Below are 20471 nucleotides of genomic sequence, written 5' to 3'. Positions count from 1 at the left end.
TATGCTCAGCATTAAACAAATAACCCCTTGGAAAACAGCCTTATTCATCTTGATGCTGCTTCCTATGTTATTGGGTTTAAGTTATGGTTTACTGTATAGCTTTGGGGTAATTGGCTTACTCAATACTGGTTTTACAACAGAGCATTGGAGCGATGTTCTTTTAAATTTTAGCTTTTGGAAAAGCCTTTTATTCAGCTTTGGTATTGGGCTTATAAGTGTTGGGATAAGCCTATTAATAGCACTTTGGATGGTCGTCAACTGGCATCGCGATCTTAGAAGAGGAAAATTAAGTACTCTCATTTATTTGCCATTAGCTTTCCCTGCGACCGTAGTTGGGTTTTTCATTTTTCAAAGTTTTTCTAAAGCAGGATTCTGGTCTAGATTCCTCTACCAGATAGGTATCATTTCAGACATTGAAGATTTCCCAAGTGTAGTCAATGATGCGTATGGAATAGGGATTATTCTTGCTTCCAGCTTTATCATCACCCCCTTTTTAAGCCTAATTCTAAAAGGAATTTTTGAAAATGAACATGTGACTAAGTTTCAACACATCGCAAAAAGTTTAGGAGCGAGTCAACGGCAGGTTTTAATGAAAATAACCCTACCTATCTTACTTCAAAAGGCAAAGACGAGTCTGCTTTTATTTTTGATTTTCGTAATCGGTAGTTATGAGATTCCATTGTTGTTGGGACGCCAAAACCCTAAAATGATAACCGTAGCTATTGTAGATAAAGCCCAACGCTTCAACCTAAATGATATTCCACAAGCTTATGCTATGGCCATTCTCTATGTCTTGTTCTTGCTCTTTCTCTTTTTTGGATTTCAAAGATTAGCAAAGCTAAAAACAAAAGCTTATGCGTAAACATATCGGTCAGAGCATAGTAGGTTTTATCATTTTATTTCCCATTGTATTTCTTTTAATTTTATCGTTTGGTAAACAATGGTACTATCCACATATCCTGCCCAATCTATGGCAAACGTCGCAATGGGAAGCTCTTTTTAGCCCGAGTTTTCAACTTACAAAAAGTTTAGGCTTGTCATTGCTTTTGTCGATTTCGGTAGGTTTAGTTTCGACAGTGACTGCCTTTTATTTTTCCAAAAAAATAGCCTATTCTTATAACAAAACGACTTGGCTGTCTTTAGCGTATGTACCTTATCTGCTCTCTCCCATTATTTTTGCTTTGCTTATTCATTTTTACTTTTTAAAAACTGGGCTTTCAGGCTCGCTTTTAGGTGTCATTATTGCCCAATTCTTAATTTGTTTCCCCTTTGGAATTATTATTTGTTCGACCTTTTGGACCTCCCAGATTCAGTCTTTAGAAAATTTGAGTTTCACTTTAGGGGGATCAACTACTCAGACTTTAAAACGTGTCCTCTTGCCTTTAGCTAAATCGACACTTCTACTCTGCTTTTTTCAATGTTTTTTAATCTCTTGGTTCGAATATGGCCTTACGCATTTCATAGGAGCAGGAAAAGTAAAAACACTTACCGTAAGCGTTTTTACTTATGTGAATGAGGCAAATCCCTTCTTGGCAGCCTTAGCTGGATTTTTATTGATTTTACCTTCTGTTTTGCTTTTGTTAGTGAACAAAAGACTTATTTTCAAAACTTCTAAAAAGCTTGCTGATTATGAGTGAATTCTTAAACATAAACGGTTTATCAAAAACATTTGAGGGTCAACCGATTTTGAATGGCATTCATTTGAGTTTAGAATCCAATACCGTCTTGAGTATTCTCGGTAAATCTGGAAGTGGAAAAACCACCCTGTTAAAAATAATTGCCGGTCTAGAAGATGCAGACCAAGGAGGCATTTCCCTAGAAGGAAAACCGGTAATGGCAATGAAAGCTCAAGAAAGGAATATCGTATATCTATATCAAGAAGCCTTACTATTTCCACATTTAAATATTTTTGAAAACATTGCCTTTGGTCTACGACTACAGAAAAAAGGTAAAGCTGAAATTGAAAAAAGAGTCATACAAATGTTAGGGACCATTGGATTAGAACATATGAAATACAAATCCCCAAACCAACTATCTGGGGGTGAAAAACAAAGAGTAGCTTTTGGAAGAGCCATAATTGTGGAGCCTAAATTATTGCTTTTGGACGAGCCTTTTGGAGCTTTGGATGTGGAAACAAGACACAGTATGCAACAACTCTTTAAAGACTTGGCAAAACAGCTGTCTATTTCTGCTTTATTTGTGACTCACGATTTGAAAGAGGCTATTATTATGGGGGATGACATTGGCAAAATTGAAAATGGAAATTATAAAGCTTACACCTCTAAAAAAGAGTTTTATGAGGATGCTAAATCTGGAGTAACAGATGAAATTGATTTCTGGAGCAATCTACAACGTGGTGAGTTTTCCAAATTATAAAATAGAAGCTATGGAAAAGAAAAAAGTATGGATAGATACCGATCTTTCAGTAGGAATGAAAAACTATGAAGGCGAAGGCTATAGTGATGTTGATGATGGCTATGCTGTTTTACAGCTTTTTAAAGCCAAAAACATAAAGATCGCTGGCTTAAGTGCCGTTTTTGGCAATACTAAAATTCAAGATGCCTACAGGCTTTCTCAAAATATGGTTGATAAATTTGCACCTTATGCCATTTCTGTTTACAAGGGGGCAGGAACGAAACTAAATCTTGATAACGTAGAAACCAATGAAGCTGTGGAAGCGCTTTCTGAACGCTTAAGAAAAAACCCCCTTCATATCCTCGCTATAGGACCAGCAACAAATATCAGTACACTACTTTTGCTATATCCAGAATTGAAATCACGTATAAAAGAAGTCGTGCTTGTCGCTGGGAGACGGAAGCCAACCTCTTATTTTAAAATTGGAAAAACTGAAATGGAACATGCGCCTGATCTTAATTTTGATCTGGATAACGATGCCTTTAGAGTCTTATTTGAAAGCGGAGTGAAGGTCGTTCTCTGTCCATTTGAAATCTCAAATAAAGTGTGGATCACTGAAAAGGATTTAAACCATTTAAAAAATAGTGATCCAGTAAGTGAATGGCTTTCCAAAGCCTCCCAGCCTTGGTTGCAACAATGGTTAGATAGTGGTGAAAAAGGTTTTAACCCATTTGATGTGTTGGCAAGTCATTACCTGATGGAACCCGACGATTTAATAAAAGAAGAGCTAAAGGCACATCTGGAAATTCATCCTAATGACATGTTACTAAACACGCCTAAACGTCATTTTAAACACTATCTTATTTGTGATCAAAGTGAAGGTTTCCCAGTGACCTATTGCCATGATGTCATTGAGAATTATCATCAAAAATTGATGGAAAGCCTTTTAAAATAAACCGAAAAAGAAAGAATTTGAAAATAATAGAGCAGTTAACAGCAGACAAAACTTGCCTAGAGAGATACCTTAAAGGTCAGGGTTGGTTACCGCTGAATGAAAAGATAACAGCAATAGAAATACCGGGTGCAGGAAATATGAATTTCATAATTCGAGTAAAAACTCAAGAGCGTAGTCTTATCATAAAACAAAGCCGTGAGTTTGTAGAGAAATACCCCCAAATAGAAGCTCCTGCTGAACGTGCCCTTCGAGAGGCAGAATTTTATCAACTTATTTCTGAAGAAGAAAGTATAAAAAAAAAGATGCCAAAACTGATTGGCGTCGATAAAAAAAACCATGTCTTAAATCTTGAAGATTTAGGAAATGGGGTTGATTATACGTTTTTATATCAAAAGAATATGCGATTAGACATCGCTGAACTTGAGGAAATAATAACTTTTGCAGCAAGGCTGCACCAAACCATCAATACGGATACCAGTCGAGCTTTACTCCCCAACAGAGAGATGCGCAAACTCAATCATGAACATATATTTATTTATCCATACCTCAGTGACAATGGACTAGATCTAGACGACATTCTCTCCGGTTTACAGGAAGTTGGACTCCCTTTTAAAGAAGATATACTTTTAAAACAGGCTGTAAAAAAATTAGGCGATCGATATTTAGAAGATGGAAAAGCTTTACTTCATGGAGATTATTTCCCTGGGAGTTGGTTAAAGACCGAGAATGGTATTAAAATTATAGATCCAGAATTCTGCTTTTTTGGAGATGTGGAATTTGAAATGGGAGTCACTCTCGCTCATCTAAAAATGGCGAATCAACCTGATACTTTGGTTGAAAAAGCACTTAAAATTTATAAGGATTTGTCAGCTATCGATGATCAACTTTGCAAGCAATTCATGGCAGTAGAAATCTTAAGACGTATTCTTGGATTAGCACAATTACCATTGAATCTTGATCTTGAAGAGAGAAAGGCTTTATTGAATGAAGCACAATCGATTCTGGTAACAACCGAATAAATTCACTAAAGACAGAATGATTTATAACCAGTAACAAAGAAATTATAAAAATCAACTCATAGGGTAATACTCATGTGAAACACAGCAAAAGGGACATTTTAAAAGATCTGATTTAAAAATTTAGACAAAAAACATAGAGGTGAATTATAAAGTTTTTATTTTATGCAGCGTATTGGGAGGGGTTCCATTTTTTGGGATTTCTCAAAACTCTATAAGGGAAGCAATAGACAAGTATAATTCTAACACAGTTGAGTATCTATCTGTGGAGGAGTTAGCAGCTTTGATAGAGGGAAATAAAGAAGTGAAACTCTTAGATGCCAGAGAAACTTCAGAATATGAAATAAGTCATCTACAGGATGCGATTTTTGTAGGCTACGGCAATTTTGAAATGACCTCTATTCAAGATAAAATTCAGACCCAAGACACTCTTGTGGTATATTGCTCCATAGGCGTCCGGTCCGAACAAATTGGTGAAAAGCTAAAAAAAGAAGGTTACGTAAATGTCTATAACCTTTACGGGGGGATGTTCGAATGGTTCAATAAGGGTTATAAAATCTATGACCACAAAAATAATAGCACTCAGAAAATTCATGCCTACGATAGGTTTTGGGGTGAGTTTCTAGAGCGTGGACAAAAGGTATATTAATGGATCAATTAGTCATTGTTTTTGCGAAGAATCCAGAACTCGGCAAATGTAAAACTCGCCTAGCTGTGAGTATTGGCGATGAGAATACATTAGCTGTTTACAAAGCATTAATTCAGTATACCGCTAAAGTCCTAAGCAAGCTTAAGGAAGATTGTGTTGTCTTTTACTCAGAAAACATTCAAACTGATGATTTGTGGAACGACGCGGATTTTCAAAAGCAAGTTCAGTCTCAAGGACACTTGGGTAAAAAGATGCAAGCTGCCTTCGAATGGGGATTTCATAAAGGCTATAAACAAGTGTGCATTGTAGGAAGCGATTTATTTGAACTTGAGGTTTCCGATATTCATAATGCTTTTCAAGCTTTAGAAACCCATGATTTAGTCTTTGGTCCAGCTGAAGACGGTGGGTATTATTTAATGGGCATGTCTGCTTTTCACCCTGAAGCTTTTAAGGATAAAGCTTGGAGCACAGAACTTGTTTTAAAAGAAACCTTACACGATTTAAAGGGCAAATCTTTTCAACTTCTCAAAGAAAAAAACGACATTGATACCGTTGATGATTTAAAAAAATATAAAAAATTTCATCACTTCATTCCCTATAAGCTTTTGAATTAAAAAAATACAATAATGAAAGATAGATTAGAGAAAACAGTAAATTACCTTAAAAATAAAGGCTTCGAATCTCCACAAGTAGGAATCATCTTAGGCACAGGCTTAGGTAAACTTGTAGAACACATAGATATAGAAATCGAAATCAGTTATAACCATATCCCGCATTTTCCTACTGCTACAGTAGAATTTCACCAAGGCAAATTCATTTACGGGACACTAAGCGGGAAAAAAGTAGTCGTGATGCAAGGCCGCTTTCATTTTTATGAGGGCTACTCTTTACAGGATATCACGTATCCCGTCCGCATCATGAAAGAATTAGGAATCGAAAAACTATTGGTTTCCAATGCTGCTGGCGCGATCAACAAAACCTTTAAGAAGGGAGAGTTGATGCTGATCGATGACCATATTAACCTTCAAGGAGGATCTCCATTAGCCTTTAAAGGTGTTTCTAAGCTAGGTGAACGCTTCGTAGACATGTCAGCTCCTTATGATAAAGATATGAACACAAGCTTTCTAAAAGCAGCTAAAACTTTAGGGATCACCTTATATGAAGGCGTATATGCTTCTGTGGTAGGACCTCAGCTAGAAACCCGAGCAGAATATAGGTATCTTGGTCTCATTGGAGCAGATGCCGTGGGCATGAGCACGGTCCCCGAAGTTATTGTGGCTAACCACTTAAAGCTTCCTGTTTCGGCTATTTCTGTCTTGACAGACGAGTGTGACCCCGATCATTTACAGCCCTTCAACGTGGAAGAGATCATCGCCACTGCTACTAGGGCCGAACCAAGACTTGTCAAGTTATTTGGTGAGCTAATTAAAACACTTTAGTGGATTTTGTAGGCAGTCTACTTATGCCATTTTAAACCTATAATGTCGCAATAAATCGTTTCTTTTTCGCTTGATTTTTATTAAAAATAATTACCGTATCTAAGGCTATTCTAATTATTTTTAACTTCGATCAATCAAAAAACCTGCGGTGAACTAAGTCGCAGTATGATTCAATTTACTACACGACATTATAAATTTAATTTGGTGTGACAACTCTATAGTTTTATAAGTTTTTGGGTAACACTCAATTCTGAACTACTAAATTGTATTAAGTAAACACCCGATGACAAATTGCTTACATCTAAAAATTCTAAGCTATTCCCACTAATCTTAGAAATTATTTTCCCCTGGATATTATAAATATTCACTTGCTGAATAGGCTGTTGAGAAGAAATATTCAGAGTATTAGTGAAAGGATTGGGATACACTTCAAGAACTAAACCTTCTTCTGTTGTTATCCCTAGAGTACAATTTTCATCGTTTGGATTTGGCACTTCTAAAAATACGGAAGTAAATTCCACACAAGTAGGATTAGCCGTATTTATGACTTCAATTTGTAGGGTTTCAGAACTTGTAGCTTCATATAATTCATTGATATCAACCAGCTCATCTGAAGCTGTAAACACATTAACTGTGAGTTGAGTTAAGTTCTCTGAACTAGTGGTGACCAAATTAGGAATATCGGACAAATCAAATAGTGCTATACCTGTTTCTGAGTCTAAACATTCGGTTATATTTTCTATATCGTTAGCTTCCGAAGGAAAGGAATTCAATTCAAAAGAAGAGGTGCTGAAACAAGACTCTGAATTTTCATTTTGAATGCGTACAAAAATCGTTTCTGCTAAAAAATCTACTGTATAGTTTTCTATATCAATTCCCTGCACTTGTAAAGAATTTTCATTGTTTTCTGCCTCTTCAAGTGAGTTAAAAAAGGAGACTCCAAAGTCTCCTACTTGGCTACCGATGGCTTCAGGAATGTTTAGACTCAAATCAAAAGTTGAACTAAAATTAAAATCAGTGCACACTTCTAAATCTACTAAATTCACAAGCATTGGAGTTTCAAAAATACCAATATTAAAAAAGCCTTCGACTACACAAGCTTGATTAGCACTGCTAGCAATTTCTAATTTAATCTCTTGACTTACAGAAGTTTCAAAGGCCTCGGGAGATGTAATTAGCTCATCGTTTTCATCAAAGTAAGAAAAGAAATAATCAGTGATGTCGGCCTCGTCTGGTAAAGCAAAAGATTCATTTTCAGTTAAATCAAAAATAGCGTTACCATCCTCCTGATCGCCACAGTTAGTTAAATTAACAAGAGGATTAATTTCAATTGGAAAGGAATTCAATTCAAAAGAAGAAGTGCTGAAACAAGACTCTGAATTTTCATTTTGAATACGTACAAAAATCGTTTCTGATGAAGAATCTACCGGATAGTTTTCTATATCAATTCCTTGCTCTTGTATAGATTTTTCATTGTTTTCTGCATTTTCTAGTGAGTTAAAAAAGAAGACTCCAAAGTCTCCTACTTGGTTGCCGATGGCTTCAGGAATGTTTAAACTCAAATCAAAAGTTGAACTCAAATCAAAATCAGTACAAACTTCTAAATCCAATAAATTAACAACCATTGGAGTTTCAAAAATACCAATATTAAAAAAGCCTTCGACTACACAAGCTGGATTAGTACTGCTGGCAATTTCTAATTTAATCTCTTGACTTACAAAAGTTTCAAAGGCCTCGGGAGACGTTATTAGCTCGTCGTTTTCATCAAAGTAAGAAAAGAAATAATCAGTGAGGTCGGCCTCATCTGGTAAAGCAGAAGATTCATTTTCAGTTAAATCAAAAATAGCGTTGACACTATCCTGATCACTACAGTTAGTTAAATTAACCAGAGGATTAATTTCAATTGGAAAGGAATTCAGTTCAAAAGAAGAGGTGCTGAAACAAGACTCTGAATTTTCATTTTGAATGCGTACAAAAATCGTTTCTACTGAAGAATCTACCGGATAGTTTTCTACATCAATTCCCTGCTCTTGCAAAGAATTTTCGTTGTTTTCTGCCTCTTCAAGTGAGTTAAAAAAGAAAACTTCAAAGTCTCCTACTTGGTTACCGATGGCCTCAGAAATATTTAGACTCAAATCGAAAGTTGAACTAAAATCAAAATCAGTACAAACTTCTAAATCCAATAAATTACTGATTGCAGGTGTTGAATTCAAGGAAACATCAAAACTAACTTCATCGAAACAACTGGTAAAGATGTCGAGAGATAATACTGCGGTTATTGTTGTATTTCCAGTATTAATCGTGAAAGCCGAAGGAGTATCGATTCTTACATCCTCTTGGAAATACGTTACTATTAAGTTGATATCATCCTGACTTCCTTTTACATCTGCATCAAAAGCGGTTAAATCAATTGTTAGATTATCTTCACCGATAAAAGAACAGAAGTTGGTGTTTTCTGGTTGAAGTGCAATTAAATTATCAGCATCCTGAAGGAAGAAAAATCCAACAGAAAAGCATTCTGTTCCATCTGTATTTTCAATTCTTAAAAATAAAAATTGCTCAAAATCATTTAAAGGAAATGCTGTTGGATCTAATCCAGAATCCGTTACAGAATTCGTACCTGCATTGGCATCGGCTAAAGTGAAATGATAAGAAATAGTAAAGTTTCCTGTTTGGTCTCCTATGGCTAGAGCATTATTTATAGTTAGATCAAATATAGCTTCTTCATTTTCAGCAGAACACGCAATGATATCGGTGATGTCTTGAACCTGTGGAGTATAGCTTGGGAACACTGTAAATATTTCTGTAAGGGTACAATTATCAAAAGAGGAGCCTATAACAGATAAGCCAACAACATAACTAACTTCTACTGTAAATGGGTTATATGAATTAAGAATAACTTGATTTTCAAAATTTGGAAATGAAATGTTATTCCCTCCATTATCGATTATAGTGAATTCCGTAAAACCGGGTATCAAAGGAAGATCTGGATTATTGACAACTAACGCATCATCTAAATCTACAAATATTTGTCCAGAGCTCCCTGAACACACTTGCAAATCAATTACTTCCACATCATCTTCTTGTTGTTGATATGTATTTAATTCAAATTCTGCTATATCAAAACACAAAGTGGCATCATCAAATTCGATCCTCACTACTAAGCTAAATTTCTGAACAGATCCATTTTGGGGGTTTATGGGAAAGCTTTCAGGATTTACAATCTCATTTTGATTATTATTTGCATCCGTTATACTTTCAAAATAGGTAATATTAAAATTACCTGATTGACTTCCTATAACATTAGCGTTAAGTTGGGTTAAATCAAAAGTATCGCCAGCATCGCAATCATTCACATAAAAGTTTCCTGAAAGGCTAGTAAGTCCTGGATTGTTAGCCACTGGCACATCGATACTGATTAAAAGAAATGTAGAATTACCGAAGTTACTCTCATTAGCATTTTCGACTACATTCACCCAAATTTGAGCTAAATCAAAACTTCCAGTAGAATAATTTTCTGGGGTAGAAATAGCGTTAGAAATACTATTGTTATTGGAGTCTGCTTGATTATCAAAATAATACACGCTAAAGGTATTTGGTGATAATCCATTTAATACGTTGCCATCATTTAAGGTCAAATCAAATCCCTCTATTGGAAATTGAAAACATTCGGTAAGATTCACAGGAGAACCAATTTCTAAGTCTTGTGATCGAACAAGACAAATATTAATGATGCTCAATAAAAGGAGGTAAGTTAATTTTGTTTTCATAATAGTCTATCTTGGATCTACATTAATAAAACAATTAGATCTTAAAATATCCTACTTAAAAAATTTAATTTTAACACTTAAATATAAATTGTTTCAATTTCAACTCTTTCATCCGCTTTTCATTTCGATCCCTAACCTCATATCCATACACCTCATCAAAAAAGTTTAAATTTGTGATAATTAGTTATCCTATAAATGAATTCAAAGTCCGGCTTAACTTTTTCCTTCCTATTATTCTTAACCATTGGTTTAGCCCAAGAGAAAAAGAACTCAGATGTATTCCATATAGATTATTTGTATGGAAAAATTATGAGGCATAGTCCACAAATCTTGCATCTTATCCAAGGGCCAACTCAGGGTGTTTTATTTTCTTGGGAACGAGAAACGTTTGGAGAGGAAAATTGGCAACAGCTCTTTAATTACCCTAGTTATGGTGCCTCTTTACTCATCCAAGACATGGGTTCGCCAGAGCTCGGTAAGGTCTACAGCCTTCATGGAGAGTATAAATTCTTTTTTTGGCACAGAAAACTAAGCTTAAAAGCTGGGCTTGGAGCAGGCTATATTCCCAACTCATACGATCCTTTAACCAACCCAAGAAATACAGCTTATGGCTCGACGTTTACAGGTTCTATTTTATTTGGTTTAGAGTATCGCTTTCAAAATATTTTCAATTCACCTATTGACTTTAAGTTTGGGACGTTTCTTGTTCACTACTCCAATGGGAAAACAAAATCGCCAAATACCAGCACCAACAATTATGGCTTTCAAGCTGGATTGAGTTACGACTTCCATCAAACTGAAAAGGAATATAAAACGAGTGTTTTAGAACCTGTTTCAAAACGATGGTCTTGGGATCTTTTGGTAGCAACAGGAGCAAATGATAGTGGAATTTGGGGAGAATCCAATGAAGCTTTTCTCACGTTAACTACTTCCGTGAATAAGAGACTATCTCACCGAAGTGGGATACGATTTGGGTTAGATGTATTCTTCACCCCGTCAGTAAAAACATTTATTAACTATAGGGCCGTCGCATTTCAAGAAGAAAATAGCTTCCAAGGAGATGAAGATTGGAGGAGAGTTGGGTTATTTTTAGGTCATGAGCTTTATTTAGGCAAATGGAGTGTACTTTCTCAGGTGGGTTACTATATCTATTATCCAGTTGATTATCTGGATAGGGAATATTTAAAAGTTGGCTTAAGACGCTATATCACAGAGAATTTTTATGTTTCACTTTTACTCAAAACGCATTATTCTAAAGCAGAGGCTATAGAATATGGAATAGGAATACGCTTATAAAAATCCATTATGGACATTTAAAAGAAATGTACAGCACCAACAGGCATAGATGAAAAAATATATCGCCATATTAATTTTTACTTTCTTTCTCAATTCTTGTGATATAGATTCTACAAAGGATTGTCTTCGGGGAAGTGGTAAAACTGAAACGCAAATCTTAGACATTTCTGGATTGGAACAAATTACCATCAGAGAAAATATAAGCCTTGAAATTACCTTTACTACAGAGGAGAGTTTGGAAATTATGGGGAGAAAACACCATTTAGATCAATTAGAAATTATTCAAAACGGCAATGAGTTTGAGTTTAAAGTCGAGGGGCTTTGTAGTACTGGTTTTTCTGAACCACCTATAGTACTAAAGCTCAAAAGCTCAAGTCTGAATTACGTCAGAAATTCTTCTCAATTTGATGTGATCAGTACAAATATGTTAGAGTTTGAAAAGCTCTCGTTGGTGTCTGAAGATTTCAATGATACTGAAGCCTTAAGCTTGGGTAACTTCAAAATTGAGGTTGATAATTCTTTAGTAAACATAACAGGCTCAGGAATATCGGACTTTAAATTAAGCGGAAAAACTGAACGTCTCAACTTTGGTACGTTTTCTGGTTCGGGTACCGTTTCAGCTCGCCAACTAGAAGCTGAGGTTGTTACCTTTTTCCATCGGTCTTTTAAAAATGCAGTAGTCACTCCAATCCAGCGCTTGGAAGGGGAAATTCGCTCATCTGGTAATCTCATCAGCACAAAAACGCCTCCACATATTGATGTAGAGGCGTTTTATACAGGTCAGCTTATTTTTGAATAAGTCTACTATTTATTAATCTCTTGAGACCTCAAGAATTTCAAAAGTAATCTTCCCACTAGGCACTTCAATTTCAGCGGTATCTCCCGCCTCTTTTCCAAGTAAACCCTTACCAATTGGAGAGTCTACAGAAATTTTTCCCGCTTTTAAATCGGCTTCGCTTTGAGCTACCAGTTTATAGGTCATTTCCTGATTCATCTTCACATTTTTCAACCTCACTTTACTATGGATCAACACTTTTGAAGTATCCAATTGAGACTCATCAATCACCCTTGCGTTAGCCACGACTTGTTCAAGCTTTGCTAGTCTCATCTCAAGCATACCCTGAGCTTCTTTTGCGGCGTCATATTCAGCATTTTCACTTAGATCACCTTTATCCCTTGCATCAGCTATATCTTGTGAAGCTTTTGGACGCTCGACATCTCTAAGTTGTTCAAACTCAGCTCTCAACTTTTTCAATCCTTCTTCTGTATAGTACGATACTTTACTCATAATTCCTACGTTTATATATAACAAAAAAAGAATCCCGAATATTTCGAGATCCTATACTACAAATATAATATTTTTGTACAATCAAAGCCATAAGGCACAAAAAATTAATATGAAAGCTGTTTTATTTTTAATAGGATTTATCCTTTTAACAAGTTGCGAAAGTGACGATAACCAAAGACGAAATCCCAATTTACTCAACATAAATGTAAATTATGAGGTCAATTTAAGTCTTCCTCAATTTAACAATCTCAACTTTAGTGGTAATTCAGTTTATATTCCAGGACAAGGTAATTTAGGGCTTATCGTTGTTAATTCAGGAAGTAGTTATTTGGCTTGGGATGCAGCAGACCCAAACTTAGTACCCGAAGATTGTTCAAGACTTATCATCGAAGGTCTTAATGCCTCATCAAGATGTAACGACCCTGGCAATAGTTATAGCTTGGTAACAGGTCAATCTCTTGAAGAAGAGTTAAGATATCCCCTATTTGCCTATAGAATTACAGAAAGTGGCGGAGTCTTGAGGATTTTTAATTAAGCCGACTATAAATGCGTTTTTGATTAAATTGAAAGTTGACTTTTGATCCTTTTTCTAAATTCGATTCTGAAACAGCAAAAATGCTTTTAGTTTTATACTTCATCTCTACCAAATAATTTGAGCCTTTAAAAAACATCGATTTTACTTCAGCCTGAAAATCTCCCTTTTGGCTAATGTTAATCTCATGAGGGTAAATGATGATTTCTGGTGTCGTAGACTCGAAACCAAACTCTTTTGAATTCAAAAGGTTGACATCTCCAAAAAGAGAAGCGCAATAAAAGTTCTTAGGCTTGGAATACACCTCGGTGGTATGGCGAAAGTCTATGGGTTTTCCATTTTTAAGGACCATGGTATAATCTGAAAATGGCAAGACATCATCTGCATCATGGGTCGCAAAAATACAAGTGATCTTTTCTTTTTTCAAAAATTGAAATAAACGCCGTCTCAATTGATGTTTCAAAAATTGATCTATATGGCTAAAAGGCTCATCCAACAGGACAACTTCTGGTGGTTTAGCTAGAACTTGAGCAATTGCTACTCTTTGTTTTTGTCCACCACTCAGTGTTTTTACTTTCTGGTCTTTGACATCTTGAAGATCAAAAAGAGCAACAAGTTCATCGCTCCTTTTCTTATTTTCTTGTGGAGTTTCTCTTGATAAGTATTTTTGAATATTCTCTTCTGAAGTTGTAAACGGCATTAAATCGAACTCTTGTGACAGATGTTTGAAGCTTGGAAACCCAAGAACCAAATTATAAGAGGGGCCTAAAACTCGATCATTTTTCCAATAAATTGAACCTTCATCTAAATCAAAAAGTCCATAGATAGCTTTAATAAGGGTGCTTTTACCACAACCACTTTCTCCGATTAAGGCTAAGTGATCGCCTCTAGTCAATTCAAAGTTGATTTCTGAAGCACCTTGACCATTCCCGTGAAAATAACTTAGGTTGTTCACTTTAAGCATAAGAAACTATTTTTTGCAAATGTAAACAAAGCAAAAAGACCAAAGCCTTCCGGCTTTGGTCTTAAAGATATATACTAAGTACTCTTATTGAACTAGAAGTTTTTGAGTAAAAGTTTTACTTCCAGATTCAACTAAAACAACATACATTCCAGAATTAAGTTGTTGAACATCCACACGTTGATTGCTATCTGACATTTTTGAAAGAACCAATTTACCGTTTAAATCATAGATATCAACTTTGGAGTTTGAAAGATCCGTATTGGTCAAACTTAAGTTAAAATAATCTTTAGCTGGATTTGGATAGATTCCAAAGGTTTCTGCTCCAAAACCATCGCTGGAAAGCGCACAATTTAAATCTTCATTTGGTGGAAGATCAAAAGCCTCTGTTTGATCGGATCTACTCCCAGAACTCCCTTGTTCAGCGCTCCATCCTAAACCTCTTTTAGCAAAAACTTCCCAAATTAAGCATTGATTGACGCCATCGTTAGCTAAAATATCAGCTTCTAAAATAGCATCTCGACCATCAATAAATCCAGGAGAACAGCCCTGTAATTTCATTCCATCGATAACAAGTTGCATATTAAAATTATTACCACCAGTTCCGTTATATAAGTCAGAATCAAAACCATATTGATCAATTAAAGCCCAGTTCAAATCCCAAAGCATAGTTGCCCAAACGAAACCAATTCCATGAGGTCTGCTTATACTAGGTCTATTTGTGTAATCATAAGTAGCAGGATTTACAGAAAAGTTTGTACTATATCTAAAAGGTCTGATTCCTAAACCTGTTATTTCTTGATTAATAGCGTAAGTCCCAATTCCTCTTCCTTCGGTAGCAATATCATCAGCTGAAATGGTCATCATTAAACCTAACCAGTCGCTCCAACCTTCACCCATTTGCTCTTCGTTGCCTAAACAACTTGCATTTTGTGCACCAGCAGTTAAACGGTTAGAAATACCATGACCATACTCATGAGCTATAATACCATTATCAAAATCACCGTCTATTTGATATGGACCACTGTTGACCAAAAAGCCTGAGACATTTTCTTCTGCAATTAACGCATCTATAATAGCCTCTCCGTCAGCTTGATTTACCATTATAGAGGGAATCACAATATCTCCTGTATCTTCTCCACCCATTGTTATAGGTGCTCCAGGAACATTATTCACCATTATAACAGCTAAGGCACCTGCTTCTTGAGCTAGTAAAATTTTACTAACGAAAGTACAATCTCCTCTTCTTATAATTACAATTTTTTGATCTAACTCACTAGGGTTTGTTATAGGTTGACAAATATCATTTTCATCGGGGTCTATTTCCTCGTCTTTAGCCAATGCAAAGTTAGCTATGATCGCTTCTGAGGTTAATGCAGGACCAAAACCCGCTGGTACACCGTCGTAATCCCCTGCAAGACTTTCTGGAGTTTCAACAGTAAGCGGTGCCTCTGGCGGACCTGAAGATGACCATAAAAACATTTGCATTCTTGGTCTAGACCCATCTGGTGGGGTTCCAAAATTAGCATTGTTAAGCCCTCCTCCATCTTGAGCTTCAGCTCTTACGTAATCGTTTCCAAAAGCTTGAGCCGTGTAGTTCGTTTGTTGAAAATTTCCTGAAGCTTCATCAAATCCATAATAAGACCACATATCATGGATAATGTTATTCCAGTAAAATAGGTTTGTTATGGCTGCATCCTCGTTTAATTGTGGTGGTTGATTAAAATCTAAAGGAAAATCAAAATTTAAATCATCCCCACCATCAGGCGAATATCCTGGAACATTCACAGCACCTCTATCTTCATAAGCATGGACGTTGTTACCTCTAGTAATGGTGTGGTCTGGACCTACTTCTCCATTTGTATCATGCCATCCAAAGGGTGAAAACTCATTGTCTGAAGGATCTGTTACTATCGCTCTATCACCGTGAATAGGAGATTCAACAGGATAAGGATATACATTGTAAACGGCACCGTCTTGTAAAAGATTTGCCCCTGTAGTCTCTTGGATTTGGAAAGGTGGTCTGAATGTTCTGCCCACAATAGTAGAGTGATCGAAATTACAATTTACAATCCAATCCATTTTATCTAAAATTCTACCATTTGATGCATCAACTCTAACGCTCCACCAATGTGAACCATCTATCATGTGAATTGATAAATCCCAAGCTAGATTTAATACGCCACTTTCAGATTTGTAATAAACAAGCTGAACAGGAATATCATCAATCGAAACTCCAGATTTAGATAAGATTAGGTTATTTGAAGATTTAGACCCAACAATTGAAATATTGGTAGGGTTACCAATACCTAATAGAGTAGAAGCAGCATTTAGAGCTTGCTCTGGAGTTAATACAGGAGATTGAGTTGAAATTCTAGAAGCCAAATCAACTTCATAATCGTATTTAGCATATTTAACCGAACTATTTCTTAATACAAAATTTCCTATTGCATTATGAATAGGAATTCCAGAATAGGTTTGCTGAGCATAAATAATATCAGCATTTGTACTTTTAGAAAAATGCTGTGAAGCAAGAATTAAGTCGGAGAAATCATCTGTAAGTAACAAATTCTCAGATTTTTTTTGTTCTAAATAGTTCTTTACAATATCGATTTCAGTCTGAGCGCTCACTAAGGATACCGAACTGAAAACCAATAAGAATAGGAGTAATTTTGATTTCATGTTGTTTTTTTATTAATTTCTTAGCAACTTAATTAAAAACTTTCTTAAATAAAACTAACGCTTGTTAATTTTTTTAAATAAAAAAACTGACATTTTAGAATCAGTTTTTGAAATCACTATAAAACTAATTATTTAGCCTCCACTCACATAGAGGTTTTATAGTCTGCTACTTTCCCCTGAAGCAAAGTTAAATTTTGTTCTTTGGAAGCATTTGGATCTATTTGTATAGATTCACCATTGGGAGTATGCACCATATAGAATCCATCCTTTATAGATGCCAATTTAATCAGCTCACCACCCTCATTGATTGAATTCCATGATTTATTTTCTGGGGTAAACACCATTTCTAAAGTTTTACCTTTATTTTCTCCAGAAAACACTTCAATGGAAAAATGATTCTGAGTGGCTGTCATTTTTATATCTTGTCCATTAACTTTGGCGTATTGTATTTCTTTTTCACCTTTTGCCATTGCAATTGGATTATCGCCTGTCCAGAATTCTAGAACATTGAAGAATAAAACATCCCCTGAAATAAATAATCCATAAATAGGGACGAGAGCCCAAAAAATTAAACTGTCCAGAAATTTATTGTCGGTGACTCCGTCGTTCCAATTTCTTAAAGAATTAAACGCACTAAAAGAGCCTAAACAACTTGTGCTTAATAAAGTCATTGATAAAGCTCCGCAAATAAAAATTTTCTTTTTCATTGTGCTAATTTTTTATGGTTTACAGTTTCAATATAACTTGAAATACCTAAAAGTTATTTTAGATAAACAGAAATTTAACATTCAAATGATTTGCTCACTTCTTGAGAACAGATATAGGCACTAGTCCAAGCACTTTGGAAATTAAAACCTCCTGTCACAGCATCTATGTTCAGGACTTCTCCTGCAAAAAAGAGATGATCGTGGAGTTTACTCCTAAAAGTTTTAAAATCAATTTCTTTTAAGTCTACTCCTCCAGCAGTGACAAATTCATCTTTAAATGTACTTTTCCCGTTGACATGCAATTCGCTTTCACACACCACTTCAGCAAGACTTTGAAGCTGAGCTTTGTTAATATCAGACCAATTTAAATCTTTGTCTATATCGATATACTTTAGCAAACTCTTCCAAAGTCGCTTAGGCAAACTCTCTATAGCAGCAGAGTAAACAAGTTGCTTGGGGTGCGAGGTTTTAAGATCTTCAAAATAAGATTTCAAAGACTCTATGTTGTGATCGGGGAGCCAATTTACTTTCAATTGAAATTGATGGCTCAACTCATTAAAAATTCTAGCACCTCTTGAAGAAAGCTTTAAAATGCAAGGACCACTCATCCCCCAATGAGTAATGAGCAACGGACCCGAAGAGTGTAAAGTTTTTAATCTTTGCTTAGTAACTCCCCTATCTTTTGTTGTAAATACTTCTACTTCGGCATTCACACTTATCCCAGACAAACCCTCTATTCGTGAGTCCGTAATATTAAATGTAAATAAAGAGGGAACAGGATCTATAATTTTATGCCCTAAGGCTTGGACGAGTTTCCACATTTTCGGACTACTCCCCGAAGCGATAATAAGCTGTTTTGTGTGAAAAATTGCTTTAGAACTCTTTAACTCCCAGAAGTAGTCTTGGTTATCGATTGGGTTGATCTCCTCTATTCCTGTTTGTGTTTTGACTTCGATACCATAAGTGTCCACTTCTCTTTGAAAGCAATCTATAACCGTTTGGGAAGAATCAGAAATAGGAAAGACTCTGTTGTCACTTTCAATCTTTAAACTCACCCCTTTTTCTTCCAACCAAGACATCATATCTCCAGTCATGAATTGATGAAAAGGGCCTAGTAGTTCTTTTTGTCCGCGAGGATAATTTTTGGAGAGTTCTTTAGGTTCAAATTCTGCATGGGTCACATTGCAGCGGCCTCCTCCAGAAATCTTAACCTTATTTAGAACATTCTTACCTTTTTCTATAATGATGATATTTAACGCTGGATTTAATTCTGCACTATTAATAGCGGCAAAAAAACCTGCAGCACCTCCACCAATTATAGCAACGTCTGTTTTTAAGATAGTCAATCGATTTATTTTCTTGCAAAAATAGACTAAAACTTAAACTTCACTAAAAGAATAATGACTCTATTTGTCTTTGACCTAAAGGCTATTAATTTAAAGAAGAAACAATTTGTTTGGCTAAGAATTTCTGGCCAAATTCTGAGTTTAGATATTTCATGTCCTCCGCATTGGATAGAAAGCCAAGTTCAATGGTCACCGCAGGGCAGTCTACATTTTTTAATAAATAGAAATTTGCCGATTGAAGCGTTGCAGTCTGAAAGTCTTTTTGCTTGAAAGATTCTAAAATCTTAGTTCCAAAATAGGAAGACCTGACTGTGAAATTATTATCCGCTACAAAAACCTCTACACCATTTCGGTCTCTATCTTGAGAGTAATTAGCGTGTAAAGAAATAACTAAATCTGGAGATAGAGTTTTTATCCGTGACACTCTATCTTGAAGGGAAATGAACTCATCTTCGGTTCTCAATAAAATGATTTCAATATTTTTATCAGAACACAAAGCTTTGAGTTGTAAGGAAACATCAGCAACAATTTGCTTTTCTAAAATAGAATTGAGTTGAGCACCACCATCTTTCCCACCGTGTCCAGCGTCGATAACTACTTTAATTTTTTTAGGATTCGTAGGGTCGGCAATAGCATAGCTAAAACTAAAACACAAGCACATCAAAACACAAATTAATTTCATAAGACTCATTTAAAAATTAAATTTAAGTAATTATTTACAAACATTAGGCTTTTTTTATGAAAAAAAAATAAACTTTGATAAAGTCTAAACTTTGAGTCTTATACTGAATGAATTAAATCCCTACGTGATTTGATAATTCGGATTTATGAGTATAATTATTTTACAAATTTATGAGCTGCAATCAGTCTTCAAGATCAGAAGATAATTTCTTTGTATTGCTCAGCGAACTTATGTAGCCTGTCGATTAGATGAAGTCTATTGGAGGTTTCAAGATAATAGGAGTCCAATTGTTTGTTTGCCAAGTACTCGTAAAGCGATTCACGATTCTCAATTGAAATCTGAAGCTCTTCAGTCAAAAATCTTTCGTCAAAGGTTTTGTCTTTCAGAAATAAAACTTCAAAATCCTCAAGCCTAAACTGTTTATTAATTCTTTTGGTTTCTTTTCCAGATTTAAATATCCTAAAAATAGAACTTACATCTTTCTAAGCATCAACTCCAAGACTTGCCTTTTCCAGTGCGTTTGGCAGATTAACTTCTCGTCTGTCATTCTAAAAGAGCTGACAAGCGACTGAGGACACTTTTTATCCAAAGACGAAAGATTCCTCGTCAAAGCAAAGGGCTTCTCTGTCGGAATAACAGCTGAGAATTAAGCCTTAGAAAAGCTAGACCGGCTTCAGATCTCATCTTTTTTACAACTAAATATTGGAAATAAAAAGGCTTCCCAGTTGAGAGAAGCTTTTGTTGTACGGGCGGAGTTCCGATAGATCCTGTGTTAATAATTAAGCGATATTTC

The 20471-nt window shown here is 35.4% G+C and carries 18 protein-coding genes; 11 read left to right on the top strand and 7 right to left on the bottom strand.

What is annotated here, in order from left to right; all coding sequences use genetic code 11:
* Position 1 precedes the first annotated feature (1 nt).
* The 8 genes from P700755_RS09880 (at position 2) to P700755_RS09845 (ending at position 6414) form a co-directional block, all read left to right on the top strand.
* Complete coding sequence (locus tag P700755_RS09880; protein ID WP_015024525.1) at positions 2 to 862, top strand: ABC transporter permease subunit; 861 nt, start codon at positions 2 to 4, stop codon at positions 860 to 862.
* Entirely contained in the window at positions 855 to 1637 is a 783-nt protein-coding gene (locus P700755_RS09875; protein WP_015024524.1) for an ABC transporter permease, read from the top strand. The genes P700755_RS09880 and P700755_RS09875 overlap by 8 nt, the downstream gene beginning before the upstream one ends.
* On the top strand, positions 1630 to 2376 hold the full coding sequence (locus tag P700755_RS09870; protein WP_015024523.1) for an ABC transporter ATP-binding protein: 747 nt from the start codon (positions 1630 to 1632) through the stop codon (positions 2374 to 2376). The genes P700755_RS09875 and P700755_RS09870 overlap by 8 nt, the downstream gene beginning before the upstream one ends.
* Positions 2324 to 3310, top strand: a complete 987-nt coding sequence (locus P700755_RS09865; RefSeq protein WP_157609275.1) for a nucleoside hydrolase — start codon at positions 2324 to 2326, stop codon at positions 3308 to 3310. Before P700755_RS09870 ends, P700755_RS09865 begins: the two co-directional genes overlap by 53 nt.
* 17 nt (positions 3311 to 3327) lie before the next feature.
* Positions 3328 to 4329: a phosphotransferase gene (locus P700755_RS09860; RefSeq protein ID WP_015024521.1), complete on the top strand. Its 1002-nt coding sequence runs from the start codon at positions 3328 to 3330 to the stop codon at positions 4327 to 4329.
* Between the two features lie 139 nt (positions 4330 to 4468).
* Positions 4469 to 4975: a rhodanese-like domain-containing protein gene (locus P700755_RS09855; protein WP_015024520.1), complete on the top strand. Its 507-nt coding sequence runs from the start codon at positions 4469 to 4471 to the stop codon at positions 4973 to 4975.
* On the top strand, positions 4975 to 5589 hold the full coding sequence (locus tag P700755_RS09850; protein ID WP_015024519.1) for a TIGR04282 family arsenosugar biosynthesis glycosyltransferase: 615 nt from the start codon (positions 4975 to 4977) through the stop codon (positions 5587 to 5589). The genes P700755_RS09855 and P700755_RS09850 overlap by 1 nt, the downstream gene beginning before the upstream one ends.
* 12 nt (positions 5590 to 5601) lie before the next feature.
* Positions 5602 to 6414 (top strand): purine-nucleoside phosphorylase, encoded by an 813-nt coding sequence (locus P700755_RS09845; RefSeq protein WP_015024518.1) that lies wholly within the window; start codon positions 5602 to 5604, stop codon positions 6412 to 6414.
* Positions 6415 to 6629: 215 nt separating this feature from the next.
* On the opposite strand, the gene P700755_RS09840 is transcribed toward P700755_RS09845, so the two are convergent.
* A complete protein-coding gene (locus tag P700755_RS09840; protein WP_015024517.1) occupies positions 6630 to 10184 on the bottom strand; it encodes a T9SS type A sorting domain-containing protein in 3555 nt (1184 codons plus the stop codon).
* Between the two features lie 195 nt (positions 10185 to 10379).
* Between P700755_RS09840 and P700755_RS09835 the strand changes: the two genes are divergently transcribed.
* The gene (locus P700755_RS09835) at positions 10380 to 11480 is read left to right on the top strand and encodes an acyloxyacyl hydrolase (RefSeq protein WP_015024516.1); all 1101 of its coding nucleotides are present in this window, start codon (positions 10380 to 10382) and stop codon (positions 11478 to 11480) included.
* 49 nt (positions 11481 to 11529) lie between these two features.
* Positions 11530 to 12279, top strand: a complete 750-nt coding sequence (locus P700755_RS09830) for a GIN domain-containing protein (protein WP_015024515.1) — start codon at positions 11530 to 11532, stop codon at positions 12277 to 12279.
* Positions 12280 to 12291: 12 nt separating this feature from the next.
* On the opposite strand, the gene greA is transcribed toward P700755_RS09830, so the two are convergent.
* Positions 12292 to 12768: a transcription elongation factor GreA gene (gene greA, locus P700755_RS09825; RefSeq protein ID WP_015024514.1), complete on the bottom strand. Its 477-nt coding sequence runs from the start codon at positions 12766 to 12768 to the stop codon at positions 12292 to 12294.
* 109 nt (positions 12769 to 12877) lie between these two features.
* Between greA and P700755_RS09820 the strand changes: the two genes are divergently transcribed.
* Entirely contained in the window at positions 12878 to 13303 is a 426-nt protein-coding gene (locus P700755_RS09820; protein WP_015024513.1) for a hypothetical protein, read from the top strand.
* Here P700755_RS09820 and P700755_RS09815 read toward each other — a convergent pair.
* The 5 genes from P700755_RS09815 to P700755_RS09795 form a co-directional block, all read right to left on the bottom strand.
* Positions 13296 to 14264, bottom strand: a complete 969-nt coding sequence (locus P700755_RS09815) for an ABC transporter ATP-binding protein (RefSeq protein ID WP_015024512.1) — start codon at positions 14262 to 14264, stop codon at positions 13296 to 13298. The two genes, P700755_RS09820 and P700755_RS09815, sit on opposite strands and share 8 nt — an antisense overlap.
* Positions 14265 to 14348: 84 nt before the next feature.
* Positions 14349 to 16943 (bottom strand): T9SS-dependent M36 family metallopeptidase, encoded by a 2595-nt coding sequence (locus tag P700755_RS09810; RefSeq protein ID WP_015024511.1) that lies wholly within the window; start codon positions 16941 to 16943, stop codon positions 14349 to 14351.
* A gap of 143 nt (positions 16944 to 17086) precedes the next feature.
* Positions 17087 to 17650 (bottom strand): DUF3332 domain-containing protein, encoded by a 564-nt coding sequence (locus P700755_RS09805; RefSeq protein WP_015024510.1) that lies wholly within the window; start codon positions 17648 to 17650, stop codon positions 17087 to 17089.
* A 74-nt stretch (positions 17651 to 17724) separates the two neighbouring features.
* Positions 17725 to 18996 carry a BaiN/RdsA family NAD(P)/FAD-dependent oxidoreductase gene (locus P700755_RS09800; protein WP_015024509.1) on the bottom strand — a complete coding sequence of 424 codons (1272 nt, stop codon included), beginning with the start codon at positions 18994 to 18996 and terminating at the stop codon, positions 17725 to 17727.
* An 85-nt stretch (positions 18997 to 19081) separates the two neighbouring features.
* Entirely contained in the window at positions 19082 to 19678 is a 597-nt protein-coding gene (locus P700755_RS09795; protein ID WP_041758743.1) for an N-acetylmuramoyl-L-alanine amidase family protein, read from the bottom strand.
* Between the last annotated feature and the right edge of the window lie 793 nt (positions 19679 to 20471).

It is taken from the genome of Psychroflexus torquis ATCC 700755 (assembly GCF_000153485.2).
In the GTDB taxonomy this organism is placed as follows: Bacteria; Bacteroidota; Bacteroidia; order Flavobacteriales; family Flavobacteriaceae; genus Psychroflexus; species Psychroflexus torquis.
The sequence above is the reverse complement of the archived record's forward strand: the minus strand, read 5'-3'. Positions and strand labels throughout refer to the sequence as shown.